Here is a 24,419-nt window from a genome sequence, read left to right on the forward strand (position 1 = left end):
GCGGCTAGGCCCGGACGCCGTCCCCCGGCCGCGGGTCGTCGCGCTCCTCCGGCGGGATGCGGCAGACCGACTCCAGCCACAGCGCGGCGACGGTCAGCGCCACGGCGCACAGGACTCCGACGAGCGCGGTGACGGTGTCGTTGCCGGCCGCCTGCAGCCGGGACACCGCGGGGGCCACGTGCAGCAGCACCCCGGCCCAGATGCCGACGAACGCCGCGCCGACGAAGGCGCTGGCCTGCGCGAGCACCGCCAGCCGCGCCACCAGCAGCGGCTCGACGCGGCGCACCAGCGGCGCGCCGCGGTCGGCGGGCGGCGCCTCTCCCCCGCGGGCGCTGCGCCGGGCGGCGCGCTCGGCCTCCAGCCGGGCGCGCAGCGTGCGGGCGCCCAGCGCCTCGACGACGGCGAGCAGAGCCAGCGGCACCGGCAGCCACCAGCGCAGTGGCGGCAGGCTGCCGTAGGTCACGCGGACCAGCAGCCAGGCGGCCAGCGCCAGCCCCACGGCGACGACGACCAGGTCGCGGCGGTTCACCGGCCTCAATGCAGGTGCTCCCAGCGCACGACCGCGGCCACGTCCTCCGGCGGCAGGGCGGCGACCAGGTCGGCCACCTTCCCGTACCCCGGCAGCACCGCGGTCGGGTCCAGCGACAGCCACGGGACCAGCACGAACGCCCGCTCGTGCGCCCGCGGGTGCGGCAGCGTGAGCGCCGGGTCGTCGGAGAGGACCGGGGTGCCGTCGTCGGCGGTCACCGTGACGACGTCGACGTCGAGGGTCCGCGCGCCCCACCGCACCTCGCGGGTGCGCCCGGCGGCCTGCTCCAGCTCGTGCGCGCGGGCCAGCCAGCCGGCGGCGTCGCGGTCGCCGCGGACGAACACCACCGCGTTGAGGTAGGACGGCTGCTCGACCGGCCCCCACGGCGGCGTCTCGTACAGCGTCGAGCGGGCGACCAGGCCGTCGGCCCGGAGCGCCTCGACGGCGGTGCGCAGCGCCTTCGCCCGGTCGCCGAGGTTGGCGCCGAGCGACAGCACCGCGCGGCTCATGTCGCACGCTCGCGGCGGATGGTGACGGTGACGTCGTCGAAGGGGACGCCGAGGTCGGCCTGCGGCTTGTGCACGGTGATCTCGGCGGCCTCGACCAGCGGGTCGGCGAGGCAGACGTCGGCCAGCCGCTGGCAGAGGGTCTCGAGCAGGTCCACCGGCTCCCCGGTGAGGACGGCGTGCAGCCGCTGGGCGAGTTCGGCGTAGTTGACCGTCTTCGTCAGGTCGTCGCCGGCGGCGGCGGGCGCGGTGTCGAGCTCCAGGACGGCGTCGACGGAGAAGGTCTGCCCGTTCTCGCGCTCGAAGCCGTAGACGCCGTGGTGGGCGTGCGCGGTCAGACCGCGGACGGCGATCCGGTCGGGGACGCGGCGGTCAGTCACGACGGGCCTCCTCCCGGGCGCGCTGGACGGCGGCCACGGTGCGCACGGCGTCGGCCGAGCCCGCGGCGTCGTGCACCCGCACGCCCCAGGCGCCGGCCTCCGCGGCCAGGACGGTGGTGGCCAGGGTGGCGGCGTCCCGGCCCGGCGCCGGGCGCAGCGCGCCGTCGGGGCCGGCGAGCAGGCGGCCGAGGAAGGACTTGCGGGAGGTGCCGACCAGCACCGGCAGGCCGAGGGACACCACCCGGGGCAGCGCGGCCAGCAGCGCCCAGTTGTGCGCCGCCTGCTTGGCGAAGCCCAGGCCGGGGTCGAGCACGAGCTGGGCGGCGTCCACGCCCGCCGCCAGGGCGGCGTCGACCCGGCCGGACAGCTCCGCGCAGACCTCGGCGACGACGTCGCCGTAGGTGGCCTGCGCGTACATCTCGCGGCTGTGGCCGCGCCAGTGCATGAGCACCCACGGGACGCCGGCGTCGGCGACGAGCGCGGCCATGCCGTCGTCGGCCAGCCCGCCGCTGATGTCGTTGACCAGCACCGCCCCGGCCTCCAGCGCCGCCTCGGCCACCTCGGTGCGGGTGGTGTCGACGCTGACCCGCACGCCGGCGCCGGTGAGCTCGCGGACCACCGGGACGACGCGGCGGCGCTCCTCGGCGGCGTCCACGCGGTCGGCGCCCGGGCGGGTGGACTCACCGCCGATGTCGACGTAGTCGGCTCCCGCCGCGGCCATCGCCAGCCCGTGCGCGACCGCGGACGCCGTGTCGGCGAAGCAGCCGCCGTCGGAGAAGGAGTCGGGCGTGACGTTGAGGACGCCCATCACCACGCACCGCCCCGGGTGCAGGAGCTCGGCGCGGCGGCCGGTCACCGGCCCAGGACGAGGCTCATCGCCTCGGCACGGGTGGCCGCGTTCTCCCGGAACATGCCGCGGACGGCCGAGGTGACCGTCGTCGACCCGGGCTTGCGGATGCCGCGCATCCCCATGCACAGGTGCTCGGCCTCGACGACGACGATCACGCCGCGCGGCTTGAGGTGCTCGGCCAGCGCGTCGGCGATCTGCCGGGTCATCCGCTCCTGCACCTGCGGGCGGCGGGCGTAGACGTCGACCAGGCGGGCCAGCTTGGACAGCCCGGTCACCCGGCCGTCGTCGCCGGGGATGTAGCCGACGTGCGCGGCGCCGTGGAAGGGCACCAGGTGGTGCTCGCAGGTCGAGTACATCGGGATGTCCCGGACCAGGACCATCTCGTCGTGGTCCTCGTCGAAGACGGTGGCGAGGACCTCGCCGGGGTCCTGCCAGAGGCCGGCGAAGGTCTCGGCGTAGGCCCGGGCGACCCGGGCGGGGGTGTCCCGCAGCCCGGGCCGGTCCGGGTCCTCGCCCACCGCGAGGAGCAGCTCGCGGACGGCGGCCTCCGCCCGCGCCGAGTCGACCCGCGAGAAGTCCGGACGGACCTCGTCCTCGGCCTCTTCCGGGATCTCGCTCATCTCTGGACGGGGGCGCCGACGTCACCGACCGGGCTGTTGCCGCCCTTGACCAGCCCGTTGCCGGACGCGGTGGCCCCGTGGCCGTTGGCCCCGTTGGCCTGGGCCGCCCGCTCGGCGGGGGTCAGCACCGGCGGCTGGTCCGACGGCGTGCGCTTGCCGAAGCCGTTGTAGGGAGCCAGCGACGGGCGCTTGGTGACCGGCGCGCAGATGCGGGCCATGTCGTCCTTGGAGAGGGTCTCCTTCTCCATCAGCTCGAGGACGAGCTGGTCGAGCACCGCCCGGTACTCCACGAGGATCTCCCACGCCTCGTCGTGGGCGGCCTCGATGAGGGCGCGGACCTCGGCGTCGATGTCGGCGGCGACGGCCTCGGAGTAGTCCGGCCGCGAGCCCATGTCCCGGCCGAGGAACGGCTCGGAGTCGGTGCTGCCGTACTTCACCGCGCCGAGCTTGGCGCTCATGCCGTACTGGGTGACCATCGCGCGGGCCATCGAGGTGGCCTTCTCGATGTCGTTGCCGGCACCGGTGGTCGGCTCGTGGAAGACCAGCTCCTCGGCCGCGCGCCCGCCGAGGGCGTAGGCCAGGGTGTCGATCATCTCCGAGCGGGTCTGGGTGTACTTGTCCTCGGTCGGCAGGACGAGCGTGTGCCCGAGCGAGCGGCCGCGCGGCAGGATCGTCACCTTGTGCACGGGGTCCAGGTTGGGCAGCGCGTGCGCCACCAGGGCGTGCCCGCCCTCGTGGTAGGCGGTGACCTTCTTCTCCTTCTCGCTCATCGCCCGCGTCTTGCGCTCGGGGCCGGCGATGACGCGGTCGATCGCCTCCTCGACGGTGGCGTCGGTGACGACCGAGTTGCCCTGACGGGCGGTGAGCAGCGCGGCCTCGTTGAGCACGTTGGCCAGGTCCGCGCCGGTGAAGCCGGGGGTGCGACGGGCGACGGTCTCGAGGTCGACGTCGGGGGCGAGCGGCTTGCCCTTGGCGTGCACCTCGAGGATCCGCTTGCGGCCCTCGAGGTCGGGCCGGTCGACGGCGATCTGGCGGTCGAAGCGGCCCGGGCGCAGCAGCGCGGGGTCGAGGATGTCCGGCCGGTTGGTGGCGGCGATCATGATGACGCCGCCCTTGACGTCGAAGCCGTCCATCTCGACGAGCATCTGGTTGAGCGTCTGCTCGCGCTCGTCGTGGCCGCCGCCCATGCCGGCGCCGCGGTGCCGGCCGACGGCGTCGATCTCGTCGACGAAGATGATCGCCGGTGCGTTCTGCTTGGCCTGCTCGAACAGGTCGCGGACCCGGCTGGCGCCGACGCCGACGAACATCTCGACGAAGTCCGACCCGGAGATCGAGAAGAACGGCACGCCGGCCTCGCCGGCCACCGCGCGGGCGAGCAGCGTCTTGCCGGTGCCGGGCGGGCCGAACAGCAGCACGCCCTTGGGGATCTTGGCGCCGACGGCCTGGAACTTGACCGGGTTGGCGAGGAAGTCCTTGATCTCCTGCAGTTCCTCGATGGCCTCGTCGGCGCCGGCGACGTCGGCGAACGTCGTCTTCGGCATGTCCTTGCTGACGGTCTTGGCCTTGGACTTGCCGAAGGCCATGACGCCGCGGCCGCCGCCCTGCATGGAGTTGAACAGCCAGAACAGCAGCAGCAGGAGGATGAGGAAGGGCAGGAAGCTGATCAGGACGCTGACGAAGACGTTGTCCTGCGTGACGTTCGTGGTGAAGTCGACGCCGTCACCGGTGCTCTGGCCGTTCGCGTCGATCCCCGAGACCAGGGCGAAGACGTCGTCGGAGGCCCCGATCGGGTAGGACGCGCTGATCTGGTCGTTGCCCTCGTAGGGGTCGCGCAGGTCGAGGTCGAGGGTCTGTTCCTTGTCGTTGATCGTGACCGACTCGACGTTGCCGTCCTCGATCTGCTGCAGCGCGACCGAGGTGTTGACCTGCTCGTAGCTGGAGCCGCCGCCGAGGAAGGTGGACAGCCCGAGGGCCACCAGGACGACGAGGACGACCCAGAACCACACCGAGCGGAAGATCTTCTTGCGTTCCATACACCGATGCCGGGCGGCCGGGGGGCTCCGGCCTGGCCCGTCGACCCTCCTGATCGCGTCCGGTGACGCTCCGCGCGACCCGGGCGGGCACCTGGGCGCTCGGGGCAGCGTCGTTGCGGTCGACGGTACACCGGGGAGGCTGTCCGTCCCCTGTGAGCGAGCTGCGCAGGCGCTGTGCCCTCCCCCGTCCTGGGGACCCCGCTAGCTCGTGTAGACCTCGGGCTTGAGCGTCCCGATGTAGGGCAGGTCGCGGTAGCGCTCGGCGTAGTCGAGGCCGTAGCCGACGACGAACTCGTTGGGGATGTCGAACCCGACGTAGCGCACCGGCACCTCGACCTTGATCGCGTCGGGCTTGCGCAGCAGCGCGCACACCTCCAGCGAGGCGGGCCGGCGGCTGCCGAGGTTCTTGAGCAGCCAGGACAGGGTCAGCCCGGAGTCGATGATGTCCTCGAGGACGAGCACGTCCATGCCGGAGATGTCCCGGTCGAGGTCCTTGAGGATGCGCACGACCCCCGAGGAGCTGGTGGAGCTGCCGTAGGAGGAGACGGCCATGAACTCCATCTGGGTGGGCAGCCGCAGCGCCCGGGCGAAGTCGCTCATGAACAGCACCGCGCCCTTGAGGACGCCGACGAGCAGGACCTCCCGGCCCTCGTAGTCCCGCGCGATCTGGTCGGCCAGCTCGGTGATCTTGTCCTGGATCTGCTGCTCGGACAGCAGCACGTGGTCGATGTCGGGGCCGTAGCCGTGGTCGGGCCCCAGCACGACAGGGGTCGACGCGGTCTCGCTCACGGACGCTGCTCCTCGGGGTCGGGGGCGGTTCCGGCCCTCCCGCCCCGGGAGCCGGCGGGCCGCAGCACCAGCCTGCCAGACGCCCGGAGCGCCTCCGCACCGCCCGGGAGGGCCACCGGCCCCTGCCCGCGCCACCCGGTCAGCAGCGCGTCGACGGCGGCCAGGTGCACCGCCTGCAGGTCGCCGACCCCCGCCCCGCGCAGCCAGCCGCGCAGCACCCGGCGGCGCAGCGCGGCCGGCAGCGGCGCCAGGTCCGCGACCGGCAGGCCGTCCGGGCCGGCGATCCGGGCGAGGTGGTCGTCGGCCAGCGCGTCGAGCGCGTCGAGGTCCTCGCGCAGCTGCTCCGCGGTCCGGGCGAGGGCCGGGGCGACGCCGCCGCCGAGCACGTCCTCCAGCAGCGGCAGCACCTCGGCGCGCAGCCGCGCACGGCGGTAGGCCGGGTCGGTGTTCCACGGGTCGTCCCACACCGGCAGGGCCAGGGCCGCGCAGGCGGCCCGGGTGGTGGCCCGGCGGACGCCGAGCAGGGGCCGCCAGAACGGCGGGCGCTCGGCCACCATCCCGGCCACCGAGCGCGGCCCCGAGCCGCGGCCCAGCCCGAGCAGCACGGTCTCGGCCTGGTCGTCGAGGGTGTGGCCGAGAGCGATCCGCGCGCCGTGCTCCCGCGCGCACCCGGTCAGGGCCGCGTACCGGGCGGCGCGGGCCGCGCCCTCGGGGCCGCCCCCGGTGCCCACCGCGACCGGGACGACCAGCACCGGGTCCAGTCCCGCCCCGCGCAGCAGGTCGGCGGTGTCCCGCGCGCGCTGCGCCGAGCCCGGCTGCAGGCCGTGGTCGACGGTCACCGCGCCCGCGGGCACCCCGGCGCGCGGGGCCTCGAACGCGACCGCGGCGGCCAGCGCGAGGGAGTCCGCCCCCCCGCTGACCGCGACCAGCACCGGCCGCCCGGACGCCCGCAGGCCCGGCCGGACGGCGCTGCGGACCTCCGCGACCGGGACCGGCGGGCCGCTCACCGCGCCCCGGGTGTCAGGCGGTCACGGCCGGGCGGCCGTGCACCCGCTCGACCCACCGGGCGGGGTCGGTGAGCTCCTCGACCAGCGGCAGGGTCTCCGGGCCGGTCCACACCCGGTTGAAGCCCTCCATGCCGACGAGGTCCACGACGCCGCCGACGAAGGTCCGCCCGTCGGCGTACTGCTTCATCTTCTGCTCCAGGCCCAGCAGCCGGCGCAGCACGCGGTCGAGCGGCCCGCGGCCCTTGCGGCGCTGGGCGAAGCGCTTGCGCAGCGTGCGGACCGAGGGCACGACGTCGGGGCCGACACCGTCCATGACGAACTCGGCGTGCCCCTCGACCAGGCTCATCACCGCGGTGACCCGGTCCAGGACGGCGCGCTGCTCGGGGTCGCGCACCAGCGCCATCAGCCCCTGGGAGCCCTCGTCGCCGTCCCCGCCGCGGACGGCGTCGGCGATCCCGCGGACCAGGTCGGACATCCGGTCGCGCAGCGCGTCGGGGCTGAGGTCGGTGGCCTCGACGAACTCGGCGATCTGCGCCTCGAGGTGGTCGCGCAGCCACGGGAAGGCGGTGAACTGCAGCTGGTGGGTGACCTCGTGCAGGCACACCCACATGCGGAAGTCGGACGGGTCCACGCCCAGCTTGCGCTCGGCGTCCACGACGTTGGGCGCCACCAGCAGCAGCCGCCCGCCGGTGCCGAACACCTCGTACTGGCCGAGGACGCGGGAGGACAGGAAGGCCAGCAGCCCGCCGGCCTGGACGCCGGTGGCGCGCGAGCCGATCGCGGTGGCCAGGGGCCCGGGCCGGCTCTCCGAGCGCTCGGTGAGCGCGGTGACCAGCGGGTCCAGCAGGGCGGCCATGCCGGTGGTGTTGGCGTCGATCCAGCCGGGCCGGTCGACGACGGCGACCTCCGGCACGGGGCCGCCCGCGACCGGGTGCAGCCCGGTCAGGCCCTCGACGTGGGCGACGGCGGCCGCGGCGGCCTCGTGCAGCTCGCGGACGACGGCGGCGGCCTCCTCCCGCGTGGTGGCGGGCCCGGGCCCGGCCAGGCGGCGGGCGGTGCGCCCGGCGAGCTCCCAGTCGACCAGTGCGCTGCTCGTCATCGCCTCACCGTACGCGCGCAGGCCGGGCGTCGGCCCCGTTCAGCGGCACCCGCAGGCGGCCAGGGCCGCGGCCACGGCGTCCAGCGCCGCCTCCTCGGGACCGCCGCCGCCGGTGGTGCCGTTGGCCACGAGCGCGTAGGCCAGCAGCCGGCCGTCGGCGGTGACCACCGTGCCGGCGAGGGCGTGCACGCCGAGCAGCGTGCCGGTCTTGCCGCGCACCGCGCCGGGGGCGGTGGCCGGGTCGGTGTCGCCGCGGTCGGCGAGCGTGCCGTCGTAGCCGGCGACGGCCAGCCCGGAGACGACCGCCGAGGCGCCGGGCAGGGACCCGTCGGCGGCGCCGGTGACCACGTCGGCGAGCAGGTCGGGGGTGACCAGGTCCAGCCGGGACAGGCCGCTGCCGTCGTACAGCTCGACGTCTGCGGTGTCGAGGCCGGCGTCGGCCAGCGCCCCGGTGACCGCCTCCGCCGAACCCTCGAACGTGGGCGGCAGGCCGCGGGCCAGGGCGACGTGGCGGGCCAGCGAGTCGGCCAGCAGGTTGTCCGACTGCGACAGCGCCTGCTCGACCAGCCGCGCGACCGGCGCCGAGCGGACGGTGCCCAGCGTCGTCGCGCCGTCGGGGGCCGCGCCGAGCTCGACGGCCGCGTCCGGGACGCCGAGCGCCTCGGCCAGCGCCCGCCCGGCGTCGGTGCCAGGCTGACCGCTGCGGGCGTTCTCCCCCGGGACCACCCGCGCGCCGTCCACCGCGGCCGCGGTCACCGGGGCGGCGTAGCTCGAGGGCGCGTCCTCCGGCCCCCAGCCCTCCGCGGTCAGCGGCCCCTCGAACAGCGAGGTGTCGACGACGACCCGGCCCACCGTCGTCCCCGGCGGCAGTGCGGCCCGCACCTGTGCCGCGAGGTCGGCGACGGTGGCCGCGCCCGGGTAGGTGAGCGAGGGGCTGGTCGTGGACAGGGTCGGGTCGCCGCCGCCGACGAGGACGACCTCGTCCGGGGCCGCCCCGGCGACGACCGTCGTCTCGAGCGTGTCGTCGGGGTCCAGGGCGGTCAGCGCCGCGACGGCGGTGAGCAGCTTGGCCGTCGAGGCCGGGGTCACCTGGTCACCGGCGCCCTGGTCGACCAGCGTCTCCCCCGTGGCGACGTCGACCACCTCGGCGTCCACCCCACCGGCCAGCGCCGGGACCGCCAGCAGCGGGCCCAGCTCGGCGGCGAGGACGTCGGGGTCGGGGGCGGGCGCGTCGGAGGCGAGCGCGGCGAGCACGGGGGCGGGGTCGCCGACGTCGGGCAGCACCGCGGCGGGCCCGGCAGCGGTGCCCGGGGCGTCGTCGTCCCGGGTCAGGAACAGGACCCCGCCGACGACCAGCGCGGCCACCAGCAGCACCGCCAGGGCGCTGATCAGCAGGCGCCGGCGCAGCCGCCGGTAGTTCGGCGTGACCGTCGTCGGACCGTTCGGCGCGATGCTGCCCACCCCCCGTACGAGACCCCGGGGCGGACCTGCGCCGGTGGGCCTGATACCGGTGGGCCACACTACGTGCCGTGCAGTTCGACGTGACGATCGAGATCCCCAAGGGCCAGCGCAACAAGTACGAGCTGGACCACGCCACCGGACGCATCCGGCTCGACCGGATGCTGTTCACCTCCACGCGCTACCCGGCCGACTACGGGTACATCGAGAACACCCTGGGTCAGGACGGCGACCCGCTCGACGCCCTCGTGCTGCTCGAGGAGCCGACCTTCCCCGGGTGCCTCATCACCTGCCGGGCCATCGGCATGTTCCGGATGACCGACGAGAAGGGCGGGGACGACAAGGTCCTCACCGTCCCGGCCACGGACCCGCGCATGGCCCACCTGCAGGACATCACCGACGTCTCGGAGTTCGACCGGCTGGAGATCCAGCACTTCTTCGAGACCTACAAGGACCTCGAGCCGGGCAAGTCGGTCGAGGGCGCCGAGTGGGTCGGCCGGGCCGAGGCCCAGGCCGAGATCGACGCCTCCATCAAGCGGGCCCAGGAGGCCGGCGGCCACTGACCGCCGCCCCCGGGCGATCCACCGGCCCTCCGAGCGCACGACGGACGACGCACGGCGGTGCACCCCTCCGCGGGGTGCACCGCCGTCGTCGTGTCAGCGCCTGGCGTCGTGCAGGACGAGGGTCAGGAACCCCAGCTCGCCGCGGTAGCCCTCCAGCCACTGCCGCCGGTGCGTGCGGGCGGCCTCCAGGGCGGCGGCGCGGTCCTCCCCCGCCGCCTCGGTCAGCGCCCACTCGGTGACCGCGCCGGTCCAGCACCACTCGTACTCGTCCCACTCGGCGAGCGTGGACAGGTGGCCGTAGCCGGGCTCGAAGCCGGCCCGGGTCACCTCGGCCAGCAGCCCGGGCAGGTCCGGCAGCTCGCCGGGCTCGGCGCCGAGGCCGGCCAGCGCCGCCTCGCCGGGCCCGGCCTCCCAGAAGCCGTCGCCGAACAGCACCCGGCCGCCGGGGCGCAGGTGGCCGCGCACCGCGTCGAGGGTCCCGGCCGGTCCGCCGAAGGCGTGCGTGGCGCCGATGCAGACGACGACGTCGAACCGCCCGCCGCGCCAGGCCGCCGCGTCGGCCTGCACGAACTCGACCCGGCCGACCAGGCCGCCGAGCGCGGCGCGGTCCCGGGCGGCGTCGAGGGCCGGCGCGGAGGTGTCTACCCCGACGCCGACGACGCCGGGGTGGGCGGCCACCAGCGGAAGCAGCCACGCGCCGGAGCCGCAGCCGAGGTCGAGCACCCGGCCGTCCTCCGGCGGGGCCAGTCGCGCGACCAGCCGGGCGAGGGCGTCGTCGGAGACGGGGGCCGCGACCGGGTGCCAGCGGTGGGCGACGGCGCTGAGGAGGGCTCTGTCCACGCCGGGAGTCTGGCGCAGCCCGCCGGGTCAGATGAGGCCGCGGGAGCGCAGCTCGCGCAGCTCGGCGAACACCCGCCGGCGGATGAGGTCCTCGTCGCGCTCGGCGAGGCCGATGAACCGCAGGGACAGCTCGGGGCGCTTGTCCTCGCGGGGGTGGCGCCGGACGACCTCCGCCTTCACGGCGACGGCCCGGCCGTCGACGTCGAGGCGCACGTGCACCACGCCGCCGGGCTCCAGGGCCCCGGTGCGGTCGGGCTCGCCGTCGAGCAGGCAGTGCGTGCCGCCCTCGCTCAGGTCCCGCGTGGTCCCCGAGCGCCTCTGGCCGCCGGCGGTGACCTCGACGGGCAGGGAGAGCGGTGCGCGCACGGCGGCCCGGCGCTGCCCGCGCGAGGCCGGCCCGGTGAGCCGGAGCCGCCACGTCGGCGCGTCGCCGCCGTGCACCTCCAGCAGCTCGGCGGGCACCGACCGCAGCTCCTCCGGGCCGCGCCAGACCAGCTCCAGGGTCTCCCCCGGCTCCAGCCGGACCCGGCGCTGCGAGGCGTCCTGGGCCACGCTGACGACCAGCTCGCCGCCCGTCGCCTCCTCGACGAAGCTGGTCAGCACGTCGTCGCGGCTGACCGCCTTCACGTCGAGCACGGTCCTGTCCTCGGGGTAGTCCACTCCCGGGGTGGCCATGGCCGATCTCCCTCTCTGCGTACCGTCACCAGTTGCGGACGGCATCGTTCCGCGCGATGCGCCGGCGAGGACCTGCCCCGCCCGGCCGTGTCGCCCGGAGAGGTGGGTCCTGCCGGAGTCCTCGTCCCCCCATCGGCAGGGATGACGGGGATCTCCAGTCGGGCGGGGAACGGAGCGCCGGCCCTCAGCCGCCGACGTAGGCCGCGAGGTGCTCGCCGGTGAGGGTGGAGCGGGCGGCGACCAGGTCGGCGGGCGTGCCCTCGAAGACGACCCGGCCGCCGTCGTGACCGGCCCCGGGACCGAGGTCGACGATCCAGTCGGCGTGCGCCATGACCGCCTGGTGGTGCTCGATGACGACCACCGACCGGCCGGAGTCGACGAGCCGGTCGAGCAGGGCGAGCAGGTTCTCGACGTCGGCGAGGTGCAGGCCGGTGGTCGGCTCGTCGAGCACGTAGACGGCGCCCTCGTCGGCCATCTGGGCGGCCAGCTTCAGCCGCTGCCGCTCGCCGCCGGACAGCGTGGTGAGCGGCTGGCCGAGGGTGAGGTAGCCGAGCCCGACGTCGGCGAGCCGGTCGAGCACCTTCGCCGCGGCGGGCGTGCGGGCCTCGCCGGAGCCGAAGAACTCCCGGGCCTCGGCGACCGGCATCGCGAGCACCTCGCTGATGTCCCTGCCGCCGAGGTGGTACTCGAGCACCGAGGCGTCGAACCGCCGGCCCTCGCACTGCTCGCAGGGGGTGGCGACGCCGGCCATCATCCCGAGGTCGGTGTAGACGACCCCGGCGCCGTTGCAGGTGGGGCAGGCGCCCTCGGAGTTGGCGCTGAACAGCGCGGGCTTGACCCCGTTGGCCTTGGCGAACGCCTTGCGGATCGGGTCCAGCAGGCCGGTGTAGGTGGCCGGGTTGCTCCGCCGCGAGCCGCGGATCGCGGTCTGGTCGACGGTCACCACGCCCTCCCGGCCCGCCACCGACCCGTGGACCAGCGAGCTCTTCCCCGACCCGGCCACCCCGGTGACGACGACGAGCACGCCGAGCGGGATGTCGACGTCGACGCCCTGCAGGTTGTGCGTGCGGGCGCCGCGGACCTCCAGCGCGCCGGTCGGCGTGCGCACCGAGGTCTTGAGCGCGGCCCGGTCGTCCAGGTGCCGCCCGGTCAGCGTGCCGCTGGCCCGCAGCCCCTCGACGGTCCCCTCGAACACCACCTCGCCGCCGGCGGTGCCCGCCCCCGGGCCGAGGTCGACGACGTGGTCGGCGATCGCGATCGCCTCCGGCTTGTGCTCGACGACGAGCACGGTGTTGCCCTTGTCCCGCAGCTGCAGCAGGAGGTCGTTCATCCGCTGGATGTCGTGCGGGTGCAAGCCGACGGTGGGCTCGTCGAAGACGTAGGTGACGTCGGTGAGGGCGGAGCCGAGGTGGCGGATCATCTTGGTGCGCTGGGCCTCGCCGCCGGACAGCGTGCCCGAGGGGCGGTCGAGGGACAGGTAGCCCAGCCCGATCCCGACGAAGGAGTCCAGCGTCTCGCGCAGCGCCGTGAGCAGCGGGGCCACGGAGGGCTCGTCGAGGTCGCGGACCCACTCGGCGAGGTCGCTGATCTGCATCGCGCACAGGTCGGCGATGCTGGCGCCGCGGATCCTCGAGGACCGGGCGGCCTCGCTGAGCCGGGAGCCGCCGCACTCGGGGCAGGTGGTGAAGGTGATCGCCCGCTCGACGAAGGCGCGGACGTGCGGCTGCATCGCGTCGACGTCCTTGGACAGCATCGACTTCTGGATCTTGGGGATGACGCCCTCGTAGGTGAGGTTGATCCCCTCGACCTTGATCTTCGTCGGCTCGCTGTGGAGGAGCGTGTCCAGCTCTCGCTTCGTGAACTGTGCGATCGGCTTGTCCATGGGCAGCCCGGCGCCGGTGAAGATGCGGCCGTACCAGCCGTCCATGCTGTAGCCGGGGACGGTCAGCGCGCCCTCGTTGAGCGACTTGCGCTCGTCGTAGAGGGCGGACAGGTCGATGTCGTTGACCCGGCCCATCCCCTCGCAGCGCGGGCACATGCCGCCGGTGATGCTGAACTCCCGGCGCTCCTTGACCTCGCGCCCGCCCCGCTCGAGCCTGACCGCGCCGGCGCCGCTGATCGAGGCGACGTTGAAGGAGAACGCCTGGGGCCCGCCGACGTGCGGCTGCCCGAGCCGGCTGAACAGGATGCGCAGCATCGCGTTGGCGTCGGTCGCGGTGCCGACCGTGGAGCGCGGGTTGGCGCCCATCCGCTCCTGGTCGACGATGATCGCCGTCGTCAGGCCGTCGAGGACGTCGACGTCGGGCCGGGCCAGCGTGGGCATGAAGCCCTGCACGAAGGCGCTGTAGGTCTCGTTGATCAGCCGCTGGGACTCCGCGGCGATCGTGCCGAACACCAGGGAGCTCTTGCCCGAGCCGGAGACGCCGGTGAAGACCGTCAGGCGGCGCTTGGGCAGCTCGACGCTGACGTCCTTGAGGTTGTTCTCGCGCGCGCCGTGCACGCGGATGAGGTCGTGGGAGTCGGCCGCGTGCGACCCGGACGCCTGCCGGTCGGTGCTGGTGGCGGTGCTCATCGTCTCTCCATCCGGTGGGCGCCTGCGTCGGGGGCGCTGTCGCTGTCTACCTGGTGGGGGTGACGGCCGGCACGGGGCGACGCCCGTCCGGCTGACACCGGGCGGGCGTCGTGCTGGCGGGACGGTGGGCGGCTCAGCCGGCCTCCTGGACGCGGACGAGGTTGCCCGCGGGGTCCCGGACGGCGAAGTCGCGGACGCCGTAGGGCTGCTCGGCCGGCTCCTGGACGACCTCGGCGTCGCCGGCCTGCAGCCGCTCGAAGGCGCCGTCGAGGTCCTTGGTGGCCAGGACGATGGAGGCGTAGGTGCCCTTGGCCATCATCTCGGTGATCGTGCGGCGCTCGTCGTCGGTGACGCCGGGGTCGACGGCCGGCGGGTGCAGGACGATCGAGGTGGGCTGGCCGGGCGGGCCCACGGTGAGCCAGCGCATGCCGCCGTACCCGACGTCGTTGCGGAGCTCGAAGCCGAGGGTGTCGCGGTAGAAGGCCAGCGAGGCCTCCGGGTCGTCGTGCGGGAGGAAGGTGTAGTGGATGGTGAGGTCCATGGCGGTCACGCTAGGGACGGCGTCCCCACCGGGGCTTCTCGATTCCTGACCGGTCGGGTGACCTGCTTGGCGACGCACGCCGGGATGCCGGCGGTGGACTCGGCCGCGAGGCGCCGGTAGGTGCTCGGCGGCATGCCGACCAGCTCGGCGAAGCGGGTGCTGAAGGTGCCCAGCGACGAACAGCCGACGGCGAAGCAGACCTCGGTGACGCTCATGCCCCCACGGCGCAGCAGCGCCATGGCCCGCTCGATGCGCCGGGTCATCAGGTACGAGTAGGGCGACTCCCCGTAGGCGCGGCGGAACTCGCGGCTGAGGTGCCCGGCCGACACGTGCACGCCCCGGGCGAGCGCCTCGACGTCGAGCGGCTGGGCGTACTCCCGGTCGATCCGGTCGCGGACGCGACGCAGCCACGCGAGGTCGCGCAGGCGCTGCTCGTCGGGTCCGCCGGCCACGGGCGGATCGTGCCAGAGCGGACCCACGATCCCCAGGGACGACGCAGCGGCCCTCCCCGGAGGGGGAGGGCCGCTGCAGGGGAGCCGCCTGTCGGAATCGAACCGACGACCTTCTCATTACGAGTGAGATGCTCTACCGACTGAGCTAAGGCGGCGGGCGTGCGGCGTCCAGAGTACGACACCGGTCGGCCGCGCCCCCGCAGGCCCGGCGGTCAGGTGGCGGGCAGGCGCAGCGCCACGGTGAGCGCCTCGACGGCGACCTGCGGCTTCACGTTCTGCTCCAGCGCGGTGCGGCAGGCCAGGACGGCGTCGATCCGGCGCAGCGCACCCTCGGCGCCGATCCGCCGGGCGAGCTCCTCGGCGTCGGCCCGCCGGTCGGGGTGCGACAGCACCGGCGAGTGCTCGCCCGCGGCGGCGAGGACCAGCGCGTCGCGGTAGAGCGCGGCGAGGTCGACCAGCGCGCGGTCCAGCGAGTCGCGACCGAGCCGGGTGGCGCGGCTCTTCTGCCGCTTCTCGAGGTCCTTGAGCACCCCGGCACCGCCCCGGGCGGCGGCCACCCCCGGCCCCCGGGCGCCGACGCCGAGGCTGGCCTTGACCGCCTCGGTCTCCGCGTCGTCGAGGGCGGCGGTGGTCCGGTCGGACTCCTCCTTGGCGGCGCTGACCAGGTCGTCGGCGGCGGTGAGGCAGGCGGCCAGGGAGACCAGCGACAGCGGGATGTCGAGCACGGCCTTGCGGGCCAGCCGCGCGTCCTCGTCGCGGGCCAGGTGCCGGGCGCGCCCGACGTGCCCGCCGGCCGCGGCCGCCGCCCAGGCCGCCAGCGCCGGGTCGATCCCGTCGCGGCGCACCAGCACGTCGGCGACGGCGTCGACCGGCGGCGTCCGCAGGCTCACGACGCGGCAGCGCGAGCGGATCGTGACCGGCACGTCCTCGGGGTGCAGGCTCGGCGCGCAGAGCAGGAAGACCGTCCGCGGGGGCGGCTCCTCGATCATCTTGAGCACGGCGTTGGAGGCCTGCTCGGTCATGCGGTCGGCGTCCTCGACGACGACGACCTGCCAGCGGCCCTGCGACGGCGCCCGCCCGGCCAGCCGGACCAGCTCGCGGGCCTCGACGACGCCGATCGACAGGCCCTCGGGGGCGACGGTCTGCACGTCGGCGTGGGTGCCGGCGAGCACCGTCCGGCAGGCGTGGCAGGTGCCGTCGCCGCCGTCGGGGCACTGCAGCGCGGCGGCGAAGGCGCGCGCGGCCACCGAGCGGCCCGAGCCGGGCGGCCCGGTGAACAGCCAGGCGTGGGTCATCGCCGCGGGCTGGGCGACGGCCGCCTTGAGCTCGGCGACCACCGCCGGCTGGCCGATGACCTCCGCCCAGACGCCGTCGGCCGTGCTCACGCCACCCTCCCCGGCATGAGCGCGGCGACCCGGTCGCGGACGGCCGTGGCGAGCTCGTCGGCGGGGCGCTGCGCGTCGAGCACCAGGTAGCGCCCGGGCTCGGCGGCGGCGAGGGCGAGGAAGGTGGCGCGGACCCGCTCGTGGAACTCCACCGACTCCGACTCCAGCCGGTCGGCGGCGGCGCGGCCGCGGGCGCGGGCCAGGCCCGCCTCGGGCGGCAGGTCCAGCAGCACGGTGAGGTCGGGCACCAGGCCGCCGGTGGCCCAGGCCGACAGCCGCCGGACCTCCTCGAGGGCGAGCGCCCGGCCGGCGCCCTGGTAGGCCAGCGAGCTGTCCACGTAGCGGTCGGTGACCACCACCTCGCCGGCGTCGAGCGCCGGGCGGACCACCGTGTCGACGTGGTGCGCGCGGTCGGCGGCGTACAGCAGCGCCTCGGCCCGTGGGGACAGCCCGGCGCTGGCCGGGTCGAGCAGCAGCGCGCGGATCCGGGCGCCGGGCGGCGTGCCGCCGGGCTCGTGGGTCACCCGGGCCGGCACCTCGACCAGGCCCAGCCAGTCGAACAGCCGCCGGACCTGGGTGGACTTCCCGGCGCCCTCCCCACCCTCGAAGGCGACGAACAGGCCGCGGCCGGGCAGGCGACCAGAGGCGTCGATCGGGGGCTCCCGGGAGTCGTGGCGGGCGGGCGTCGGCCGGTCCACGGTACCGGCCGGGGGCGACGCTCCCGGGGTCCTACGGTCGGCGCGTGACCGCCGCCTGGGACCCCGCCGTCTACCTCCGCCACGCCGGCGAGCGGGCGCGGCCGTTCGCCGACCTGGTGGCCCGGGTGGACGCCCGCGAGCCGCGCGAGGTGGTCGACCTGGGCTGCGGCACGGGGGAGCTGACCGCCTCGCTCGCGCGGCGCTGGCCCGGCGCGCGGGTGACCGGCGTCGACTCCTCCCCCGAGATGCTCGCCGCCGCGGCCGCGCACGCCGTCGCCGGCCGGGTGCGCTTCGTGCCGGGCGACGTCCGCGGCTGGCGGCCGGAGGGCCCGGTCGACGTCGTGGTCACCAACGCCGTCCTCCACTGGGTGCCCGGGCACGCGGACCTGCTCGCGCGGTGGGCCGGGGCGCTGGCCCCGGGCGGGTGGCTGGCGCTGCAGGTGCCCGGCAACCACCGCGCGCCGACCCACCGGCTGCTCGCCGACCTGTGCACCGCGCCGCGGTGGGCGCCCCGCCTGGCCGCGGTCGCTCCCCCGCCCGACCCGGTGCTGGACCCGGCGGGCTACCTCGACGTCCTCACGGCGGCGGGCCTGTCCGCCGACGTCTGGGAGACCACCTACCTGCACGTGCTGCGCGGCGCCGACCCGGTGCTCAGCTGGGTGCGTGGCACGGTGCTGCGGCCGGTGCTGGCCCAGCTCGACGACGCCGACGCCGCCGCGTTCACCGCCGAGTACGCCGCGGCGCTGCGGGCGGCCCACCCGGCGCGGCCGGACGGGACGACGGTGCTGCCCTTCCGCCGGGTGTTCGCGGTCGGATCCCGGTCGGCAACTACTTGACCGGGTGGAAAGTAGTTGCCACTCTGTCGCGCACCCCGACCGAGGAGGCCGCCGTGCCCGCTCCCACGCCCGAGTCCGCCACCGCCCTGCTGGCCGAGGCCGACGCGGCCGCCGCCCGGGTGCGGCGGGAGGCCAGCCCCGCGGCGGCGGCGTTCCTGCTCACCCTCGGCTGCGCGAGCGCCGGGTTCTTCCTCGCCCCGCCGGTGGCCGGCTCCGAGCGCGGGGTCGCCGCGGCGGCGGTGGTCTACGCGCTGGCCGTGCTGGGCGCGGCGGCGGCGCTGCTGGCCGGCCGGGGCTCCGTGCGCGCCGGCTTCTCCACCCGGTTCGGCCTGGCGATGGGCGTTTGGGGTGCGGTGCTCGGCCTCGGGCTCGCGGTGGGCCTCACCGTGCCGGGACTGGCCGCCGACTGGGCCTGGTGGGCGCCGCTGGCGGTCGCCGTCGCGGCGCCGTGCCTGGTCGGCGCCTGGCGGGAGCGGCCGCGGTGACCGGGCACCCGCGGCACGCCCTCGACGAGGTGATCCACGCGCCGGTGCGGTTCTCGGTGGTGGCCACGCTGGCCGCCGCGGAGGAGGCGGAGTTCGGCTTCGTCCGCGACGGCGTGCAGGTCAGCGACTCGGTGCTGTCGAAGACGGTGGCCGTGCTGGAGCGGGCGGGCTACGTGGAGGTGCGCAAGGGCTACGTCGGCAAGCGGCCGCGGACCTGGCTGCGGCTGTCCGCGCGCGGCCGCGCGGCCTTCGACGCGCACGTGGCGGCGCTGCGGGCGATCGCGGAGGGCCGGGCGCTCAGCGCGGGGTGAGCCGGTGGGCGTCGGTGCGGTAGGGCAGCTCGAGGAGGTCGCGCCCGGCCGTGTCCGGGTGGGTGGCCAGCAGGTCGCGGATGCCGGCGAGGAAGGCGGCGCGGGCGCCGGGGGTCATCATCGCCACGTAGCTGCGGGTGCCGATGCCGCCGACGACCTGCTCGGGCGGGACCTGCTGGACGACCCGCGACCGCGCGGTGGCGACGTCGGCGGGCAGCGCCGCGGCGAAGGCGGCCACGACGCCCTGGTCGGCCTCGTGGCCGCGGGCCTCGCCGGCCAGCGCGGCGCCGAGCGCGGCGACCCAGGGAACGGTCTCGTCGCGGGTGTTCCACACGAACCCGACGACGCCGCCGGGCCGCAGCACCCGGCGCAGCTCACGCGCGGCGGGCGCCGGGTCGAACCAGTGCGCGGCCTGGCCCGCGACGACGGCGTCGACGGAGGCGTCGGGCAGCGGGATCGCCTCCGCGCCGCCGACCTCCGCCGGGACGCCGGGGTGCCGGACCCGCAGCTGGGCGAGCATCTCCGCCGACGGGTCCACGGCGAGCACCTCGTGCCCGGCGGCGACGAGGACGTCGGTGAGCAGGCCGGTGCCCGCGCCCAGGTCGAGCACCCGCCGCGGCCGGTCGCCGAGCAGGAACGCCACCGCGTCGGCCGGGTAGCCCGGGCGCAGCGCGGCGTAGTCGGCGGCGACCGACCCGAACGACGTCCGCCGCTGCTGCCAGTCGGCGGGGTCGAGCGAGCCGGTCGCCGTCACGCTCAGCTCGCGGGGACGGCGTCGGACGCGGCCGCCTTCTTCGCGGTCGTCTTCTTGGCCGCCGTCGTCTTGGCGGCCTTCTTCGCCGTGGCCTTGGTGGCCGTGGCCTTGGTGGCCGTCGTCTTCTTGGCCGCCGTCGTCTTGGTCGCCTTCTTGGCGGCCTTCTTCTTGGTGGCGGCGGGCCGGCTGCGGCGGTCGGCGAGCAGCTCGGCGGCGCGGTCGAGGGAGATGGTCTCGACGTCGTCGCCCTTGCGCAGGCTGGCGTTGGTCTCGCCGTCGGTCACGTAGGGACCGAACCGGCCCTCGCGGACGGTGATCTGGCCCTGGGTGACCGGGTCGGGACCCAGCTCCTTGAGCGGCGCGGCCGCGGCCCGCCGCCCCCGCTGCTTGGGCTGGGCGAACACGGCCAGCGCCTCGTCGAGGGTGACGGTGAACAGCCGCTGCTCGTCCTCGAGCGACCGCGAGTCGCTGCCCTTCTTGAGGTAGGGCCCGTACCGGCCGTTGAGCGCCTGGATCTCCTCGCCGTCGGGGGCGGTCCCCACGGTGCGCGGCAGGGTGAGCAGCTGCAGCGCCTGCTCGAGGGTCACCGTCTCCGGGGACATGGACGCGAACAGGCTCGCCGTCCGCGGGCTGTCCTTGCTGCCCTCGGGGACCACGGTGGTGACGTAGGGGCCGTAGCGGCCGGCCTTGACGACCACCGGGTGACCGGACCCGGGGTCGGCGCCCAGCTGCCGGTCGCCGGAGGGCGCGGCGAGCAGCTCGGCGACCTTCTCGCTGGTCAGCTCGTCGGGCGGCAGGTCCTCGGGGAGGCTGACCCGCGGGCCCTCCTCGCCGCCGGCCTGCAGGTAGGGGCCGTAGCGGCCGACGCGGACCACGACCGGCTCGCCGGCCGGCCCGGTCGCGCGCAGCGGGATCGAGTTGACGCCGCGGGCGTCGATCTCCTCCAGCTGCTGGCCGATGACCTGCTTGAGCCCGCCGGAGGCCGCGATGCCGCCGGCGTGCCGGCCCTCGCCGCCGAAGTAGAACTCGGTGAGCCAGTCGACCCGGCCGAGCTCGCCGGAGGCGATCTCGTCGAGCTCGTTCTCCAGCGACGCGGTGAAGTCGTAGTCGACCAGCGCGGCGAAGTGCTGCTCGAGCAGGTTCACCACCGCGAAGGCGGTGAAGGAGGGCACCAGCGCGGCGCCCTTCTTCCACACGTACCCGCGGTCCTGGATGGTCTGCATGATCGACGCGTAGGTCGAGGGGCGGCCGATGCCCAGCTCCTCGAGCCGGGCGACCAGGCTGGGCTCGGTGTAGCGCGACGGCGGGGTCGTCGTGTGGCCCTTGGGCTCCAGCGACCGCGTGTCGAGCTGCTGGCCGCGCTCGACCCGGGGCAGCCGCCGCTCGGCGTCGTCGCTGCCGTGCTCGTCGTCGCCGTTGCCGGCGCCCTCGTCGCGGGACTCGACGTAGGCGCGCAGGAAGCCGGGGAAGGTGATGGTGCGGCCGCTGGCGGTGAACTCGACCCGCTCGTCGGTGGTGCTGCGGCCGGCCAGCCGGATGCTCACCGTCTGCCCGACGGCGTCGGCCATCTGCGAGGCGACGGTGCGCTGCCAGATCAGCTCGTAGAGGCGGAACTCGTCGCGGGCGAGCTGTCCGGCGAGCTGGCCGGGGGTGCGGAAGGAGTCGCCGGCGGGGCGGATCGCCTCGTGCGCCTCCTGCGCGCCCTTGGCCTTCTTGCTGTAGCGGCGGGCCTCGGCGGGGACGTAGGCGTCGCCGTAGAGCTCGCGGGCCTGGGTGCGGGCGGCGTTGATCGCCTCGTTGGAGAGGTTGGTCGAGTCGGTCCGCATGTAGGTGATGTGGCCGTTCTCGTACAGCCGCTGGGCCACCCGCATGACCTGCGCCGAGGACCAGCCGAGCTTGCGGCCGGCCTCCATCTGCAGCGTGGAGGTGGTGAACGGCGCGTAGGGGCGGCGCCGGTAGGGCTTCTCGTCGACCCGGCTGACCGTGACCTGCCGGCCCTCGAGCCGGGCGGCCAGGCCCCGGGCGCCGGCCTCGTCGAGGTGGACGACGTCGCCGGTCACCTGCCCGGTGGCGGGGTCGAAGTCGCGGCCGGTGGCCACGCGGCTGTCGTCGACGCTGACCAGGCGGGCGCGCAGCGTCGTCGGCTCGCCCGCGTCGGCGCCGGCCCGGCCGGGGACGGCGAAGACGCCGTCGAGGGACCAGTAGTCGGCGGCGGTGAACGCCATCCGCTCGCGCTCCCGTTCGACGACGATGCGGGTGGCCACCGACTGCACGCGGCCGGCCGACAGCCGGGGCAGGACCTTCTTCCACAGGACCGGGCTGACCTCGTAGCCGTAGAGCCGGTCGAGGATGCGGCGGGTCTCCTGCGCGTCGACCAGCGCGGTGTCCAGCTCGCGGGGGTTGGCCACGGCGCGGGCGATCGCCTCGGGGGTGATCTCGTGGAAGACCATCCGGCGGACCGGGACCCGCGGCTTGAGGGTGTCGACCAGGTGCCAGGCGATGGCCTCGCCCTCGCGGTCCTCGTCCGTCGCGAGGTAGACCTCGCTGGCGTCCTTGACCAGCTGCTTGAGCCGGCTGACCTGCTGCTTGCGGTCGGGGCTGATGACGTAGAGCGGCTCGAAGGCGTTGTCGACGTCGACGCCGAGGCGGGCCCACGGGGCGCCCTTGTGCTCGGCCGGGACGTCGGCGGCGTTGCGCGGCAGGTCGCGGATGTGCCCGACGCTGGCCTCGACGACGTAGCCGTTGCCGAGGTAGCCGGCGATCTTCCCGGCCTTGGTCGGCGACTCCACGATGACCAGCGGGCGGCCACCCCCCGCAGCAGCGGCCCGGCGGCGGGCGGGCGTGCTCGTGCCGCCGGCGGTCGTGGCGGCGGTCTGGCCGTTCTTCGCGGTCTTCGTGGGCACGGTGCTCCTGTCGGGTGGTGCTGGTCGCGGCAGCGCGGTGTGCGGTCTCGTCGTCACGCGGTGCGCCCCCTCGGCGGGCCACGGTAGGCCACGACGCCGGGACGTGACCGGTCGGCGACTGCGCGCGGGCGTGCCGTCACCGCCTCCAACGGTGCAGCGGCGCCGCTGTTCCCGGCCTCCCCCGGGCGGGTCCCGGCTGCTCAGTCGCCCTCCTGGGACCCGGCGACCACCTCCCCGATCCCCGCGAGGGTCGGCCGGCGGGGGTCGAGGTACCAGGTGTGCCAGGTGTCCCAGTCGGCCGGCAGCGACGTGGCCCCGAAGTCGTCGTCGCCGGTGTTCGTGCCGTGGACGTCCAGCGGCCAGGTGACGAGGTCCATCGACGGCGAGGCCTCGTGGACCTCCGCCACCTCCAGGTCCGACGCGGGGCCGTCCATCCCGGGACTGCCGAGGAGGACCAGCGCGTCGGCCGCGAGCCGCCCGGGCTCCTCCGCGGCACGGTCGACCACGACGGTCCCGTAGCTGTGCGCGACGACGGTGACCCGGGGCGGCTCGCCGCCCCGGACGGGGTCGGCCGCCCGCGCCGCCGCCAGCCCGGCCAGGTCGCCGGCCAGGGCCGACCCGCCGGTCGCCGCCCGCCCCTCGCCCCACGCCGTCGGGAACACGACGCTGCCCGGCGGGCGGTAGCCCAGCCAGGCGACCGTCGCCACCGCGGCGGCGGGGGCGGCGGCGCGGGCCGCGTCGGCGACCGCCCGCGCGTCGGCCCCCAGGCCGCCGAGGTCGTCGACGTCGTTGCCGACGCCGGGCACGTACACCCCGACGGCGTCGGCGGTGTCGAGGTCGTCGTGGACCACGGCCACCAGGTGGTCGTCGAGGTCGAGGCTCCACAGCTGCACCGGCCGGCCGGCCGCCTCCGCGCGCGCCAGTTCGTCGGCCACCGCCCGCGCGGTCTCCCCGGTGTCCTCCGACGGGTCGGCCAAAGCCCGCTCGAGCACCAGCCGGTTCGCCCGGTCCCGCGCCCACGCCGGCAGGCCGTCCAGGTTCCCGACGAGCCGGGGGTCGACCGAGGTCACGAGCTCGCGCGCCGGGGTGGACAACCCCGCCCACCAGGCCGCCACCGACTCCGGCGGCGTCCCCCGCACCGGCAGGCAGGAGGGCACCCACACCCCGTCCGCGGCCACGGCCGCCGCGAGGCCGGCGTAGCCCGGGGGCGCGACTCCCCCGGCCGCCCCGATCCCGTCCAGCGGCGCGGCCGAGTCGGCCGCGCAGGCGGCGGCGCGGGCGGCCGCGCGGAGGGCGTCGGCCGCCCGCCCGGCGACCCGCTCGGCCGCGGCGGCCTGCTCGGCGATCGCGTCGTAGTGGCCGACCAGCGCCTCCGGCGTCGCGCCGGCCGGAAGTGCGGCCGGTGCCGGGAGGACGACCCCGCCGGCCTCGTCGAGGGTCAGGCCCCGGGCGGCGGCCTCGGCCAGCGCCTGCCCGGCCAGGTCCTGGGCGGTGCGGGCCTCCCGGGCGGTGTCCTGCAGCCGGTCCAGCGACGCGCCCAGGGCGGTGGTCACCGCCGTGACCACCGCGGACACCTGCCCCAGCGCTCCCGCCGCGGCCCGCCCCGCGTCGCCGGACCAGCACTCGGCGGCCTCCAGGGCGCGGGCGACGGCCTCCGTCCGGGCGCGCCACCGCGGCAGCCGCTCGGTCACCGCCTCGAGCGTCCAGACGGCGCCGTGGAGGAGGGCGACGTCCCACGCGGCGACGGCCGTGAGGCCCGGGGCGCTCACCGGTCGCCCACGGGCAGCGCCGCCCGCGCCGCCAGCAGCCGGTCGGAGACCGCGGCGTCGGCCAGCCGGTAGGACCGCACCGCGTCGAGCAGGGCGGTGGCCGCGGCGTCGGCCCCGGCGACGAGGTCGGCGACGAGCACCGCCCACAGCCGCCCGGTCGTCCCGGCCCGGTCCGACACCTCACCGGGCGCCGCCGTGGCCAGCGAGACCGCGGTCGAGGCGCACAGGTCGGCGTCGGAGGACAGCTCGGCGGCCAGGGCGGCGAGCTCCTCGCCGAGCGCCTGGACGGCGTCGAGCTTGATGGCGATGGGTGCGGACAACGGCCCTCCCGGCGTCGGCGCCGGACCCGGGTGGGTCCGGCGCC

General features: G+C 76.1%; 25 protein-coding genes and 1 tRNA gene. 4 read left to right on the forward strand and 22 right to left on the reverse strand.

The features are described from left to right. Nucleotides 1-4: 4 nt before the first annotated feature. The 10 genes from ACI79B_RS03235 to dacB form a co-directional block, all read right to left on the reverse strand. A complete protein-coding gene (locus ACI79B_RS03235; protein ID WP_456930048.1) occupies nt 5-529 on the reverse strand; it encodes a DUF3180 domain-containing protein in 525 nt (174 codons plus the stop codon). A gap of 5 nt (nt 530-534) precedes the next feature. Next, on the reverse strand, nt 535-1,038 hold the full coding sequence (folK, locus tag ACI79B_RS03240; protein ID WP_456930047.1) for a 2-amino-4-hydroxy-6-hydroxymethyldihydropteridine diphosphokinase: 504 nt from the start codon (nt 1,036-1,038) through the stop codon (nt 535-537). Continuing rightward, the gene (gene folB, locus ACI79B_RS03245) at nt 1,035-1,415 is read right to left on the reverse strand and encodes a dihydroneopterin aldolase (protein ID WP_456930046.1); all 381 of its coding nucleotides are present in this window, start codon (nt 1,413-1,415) and stop codon (nt 1,035-1,037) included. Before folB ends, folK begins: the two co-directional genes overlap by 4 nt. Next, nucleotides 1,408-2,271 carry a dihydropteroate synthase gene (folP, locus tag ACI79B_RS03250; RefSeq protein WP_456930045.1) on the reverse strand — a complete coding sequence of 288 codons (864 nt, stop codon included), beginning with the start codon at nt 2,269-2,271 and terminating at the stop codon, nt 1,408-1,410. The genes folB and folP overlap by 8 nt, the downstream gene beginning before the upstream one ends. Continuing rightward, nucleotides 2,268-2,885 carry a GTP cyclohydrolase I FolE gene (gene folE, locus ACI79B_RS03255; RefSeq protein WP_456930044.1) on the reverse strand — a complete coding sequence of 206 codons (618 nt, stop codon included), beginning with the start codon at nt 2,883-2,885 and terminating at the stop codon, nt 2,268-2,270. Before folE ends, folP begins: the two co-directional genes overlap by 4 nt. Next, nucleotides 2,882-4,918 carry an ATP-dependent zinc metalloprotease FtsH gene (gene ftsH, locus ACI79B_RS03260; RefSeq protein ID WP_456930043.1) on the reverse strand — a complete coding sequence of 679 codons (2,037 nt, stop codon included), beginning with the start codon at nt 4,916-4,918 and terminating at the stop codon, nt 2,882-2,884. The genes folE and ftsH overlap by 4 nt, the downstream gene beginning before the upstream one ends. Before the next feature lie 201 nt (nt 4,919-5,119). Continuing rightward, entirely contained in the window at nt 5,120-5,707 is a 588-nt protein-coding gene (hpt, locus tag ACI79B_RS03265; protein ID WP_456930042.1) for a hypoxanthine phosphoribosyltransferase, read from the reverse strand. After that, nucleotides 5,704-6,714: a tRNA lysidine(34) synthetase TilS gene (tilS, locus tag ACI79B_RS03270; RefSeq protein WP_456930041.1), complete on the reverse strand. Its 1,011-nt coding sequence runs from the start codon at nt 6,712-6,714 to the stop codon at nt 5,704-5,706. The genes hpt and tilS overlap by 4 nt, the downstream gene beginning before the upstream one ends. A gap of 13 nt (nt 6,715-6,727) precedes the next feature. After that, entirely contained in the window at nt 6,728-7,813 is a 1,086-nt protein-coding gene (locus tag ACI79B_RS03275) for a zinc-dependent metalloprotease (RefSeq protein ID WP_456930040.1), read from the reverse strand. Nucleotides 7,814-7,852: 39 nt separating this feature from the next. Then, nucleotides 7,853-9,274 (reverse strand): D-alanyl-D-alanine carboxypeptidase/D-alanyl-D-alanine endopeptidase, encoded by a 1,422-nt coding sequence (gene dacB / locus ACI79B_RS03280; protein ID WP_456930039.1) that lies wholly within the window; start codon nt 9,272-9,274, stop codon nt 7,853-7,855. 68 nt (nt 9,275-9,342) lie between these two features. Between dacB and ACI79B_RS03285 the strand changes: the two genes are divergently transcribed. After that, nucleotides 9,343-9,834 carry an inorganic diphosphatase gene (locus tag ACI79B_RS03285; RefSeq protein WP_387987239.1) on the forward strand — a complete coding sequence of 164 codons (492 nt, stop codon included), beginning with the start codon at nt 9,343-9,345 and terminating at the stop codon, nt 9,832-9,834. Nucleotides 9,835-9,927: 93 nt separating this feature from the next. Here the strand turns inward: ACI79B_RS03285 and ACI79B_RS03290 are convergent, their stop codons facing one another. The 8 genes from ACI79B_RS03290 to tmk form a co-directional block, all read right to left on the reverse strand. Continuing rightward, nucleotides 9,928-10,674, reverse strand: a complete 747-nt coding sequence (locus tag ACI79B_RS03290) for an SAM-dependent methyltransferase (protein WP_456930038.1) — start codon at nt 10,672-10,674, stop codon at nt 9,928-9,930. Nucleotides 10,675-10,701: 27 nt separating this feature from the next. After that, on the reverse strand, nt 10,702-11,349 hold the full coding sequence (locus ACI79B_RS03295; RefSeq protein WP_456930037.1) for a flagellar brake protein: 648 nt from the start codon (nt 11,347-11,349) through the stop codon (nt 10,702-10,704). A gap of 184 nt (nt 11,350-11,533) precedes the next feature. Beyond that, nucleotides 11,534-13,921 carry an ATP-binding cassette domain-containing protein gene (locus ACI79B_RS03300; protein WP_456930036.1) on the reverse strand — a complete coding sequence of 796 codons (2,388 nt, stop codon included), beginning with the start codon at nt 13,919-13,921 and terminating at the stop codon, nt 11,534-11,536. A 133-nt stretch (nt 13,922-14,054) separates the two neighbouring features. Then, nucleotides 14,055-14,462 carry a VOC family protein gene (locus ACI79B_RS03305; protein ID WP_456930035.1) on the reverse strand — a complete coding sequence of 136 codons (408 nt, stop codon included), beginning with the start codon at nt 14,460-14,462 and terminating at the stop codon, nt 14,055-14,057. A 5-nt stretch (nt 14,463-14,467) separates the two neighbouring features. Further along, complete coding sequence (locus tag ACI79B_RS03310; protein WP_456930034.1) at nt 14,468-14,914, reverse strand: helix-turn-helix transcriptional regulator; 447 nt, start codon at nt 14,912-14,914, stop codon at nt 14,468-14,470. An 82-nt stretch (nt 14,915-14,996) separates the two neighbouring features. Then, nucleotides 14,997-15,069: transfer RNA gene (locus ACI79B_RS03315), tRNA-Thr, on the reverse strand. A gap of 57 nt (nt 15,070-15,126) precedes the next feature. After that, nucleotides 15,127-16,299 (reverse strand): DNA polymerase III subunit delta', encoded by a 1,173-nt coding sequence (locus ACI79B_RS03320; protein ID WP_456930033.1) that lies wholly within the window; start codon nt 16,297-16,299, stop codon nt 15,127-15,129. Beyond that, complete coding sequence (gene tmk / locus ACI79B_RS03325) at nt 16,296-16,997, reverse strand: dTMP kinase (protein ID WP_456930032.1); 702 nt, start codon at nt 16,995-16,997, stop codon at nt 16,296-16,298. The genes ACI79B_RS03320 and tmk overlap by 4 nt, the downstream gene beginning before the upstream one ends. Before the next feature lie 44 nt (nt 16,998-17,041). On the opposite strand from tmk, the gene ACI79B_RS03330 reads away from it, so the two are divergent. The 3 genes from ACI79B_RS03330 to ACI79B_RS03340 are packed head-to-tail and all read left to right on the forward strand — an operon-like array spanning nt 17,042 to nt 18,629. After that, on the forward strand, nt 17,042-17,833 hold the full coding sequence (locus ACI79B_RS03330; protein ID WP_456930031.1) for a trans-aconitate 2-methyltransferase: 792 nt from the start codon (nt 17,042-17,044) through the stop codon (nt 17,831-17,833). A 53-nt stretch (nt 17,834-17,886) separates the two neighbouring features. Then, nucleotides 17,887-18,318 carry a hypothetical protein gene (locus ACI79B_RS03335; protein ID WP_456930030.1) on the forward strand — a complete coding sequence of 144 codons (432 nt, stop codon included), beginning with the start codon at nt 17,887-17,889 and terminating at the stop codon, nt 18,316-18,318. Next, nucleotides 18,315-18,629 (forward strand): winged helix-turn-helix domain-containing protein, encoded by a 315-nt coding sequence (locus tag ACI79B_RS03340; RefSeq protein ID WP_456930029.1) that lies wholly within the window; start codon nt 18,315-18,317, stop codon nt 18,627-18,629. The genes ACI79B_RS03335 and ACI79B_RS03340 overlap by 4 nt, the downstream gene beginning before the upstream one ends. Here ACI79B_RS03340 and ACI79B_RS03345 read toward each other — a convergent pair. The 4 genes from ACI79B_RS03345 to ACI79B_RS03360 all read right to left on the reverse strand — a co-directional run bounded on the left by ACI79B_RS03345 (nt 18,616) and on the right by ACI79B_RS03360 (nt 24,375). Continuing rightward, the gene (locus ACI79B_RS03345) at nt 18,616-19,383 is read right to left on the reverse strand and encodes a class I SAM-dependent methyltransferase (protein WP_456930028.1); all 768 of its coding nucleotides are present in this window, start codon (nt 19,381-19,383) and stop codon (nt 18,616-18,618) included. The two genes, ACI79B_RS03340 and ACI79B_RS03345, sit on opposite strands and share 14 nt — an antisense overlap. Before the next feature lie 2 nt (nt 19,384-19,385). Further along, nucleotides 19,386-22,286 (reverse strand): type I DNA topoisomerase, encoded by a 2,901-nt coding sequence (gene topA, locus ACI79B_RS03350; RefSeq protein ID WP_456930027.1) that lies wholly within the window; start codon nt 22,284-22,286, stop codon nt 19,386-19,388. A gap of 200 nt (nt 22,287-22,486) precedes the next feature. Then, nucleotides 22,487-24,055 (reverse strand): alpha/beta hydrolase, encoded by a 1,569-nt coding sequence (locus ACI79B_RS03355; protein WP_456930026.1) that lies wholly within the window; start codon nt 24,053-24,055, stop codon nt 22,487-22,489. Beyond that, nucleotides 24,052-24,375, reverse strand: coding sequence for a hypothetical protein (locus ACI79B_RS03360; protein ID WP_456930025.1), 324 nt, complete (start codon nt 24,373-24,375; stop codon nt 24,052-24,054). The genes ACI79B_RS03355 and ACI79B_RS03360 overlap by 4 nt, the downstream gene beginning before the upstream one ends. Between the last annotated feature and the right edge of the window lie 44 nt (nt 24,376-24,419).

The organism is Geodermatophilus sp. SYSU D00879 (assembly GCF_054050375.1).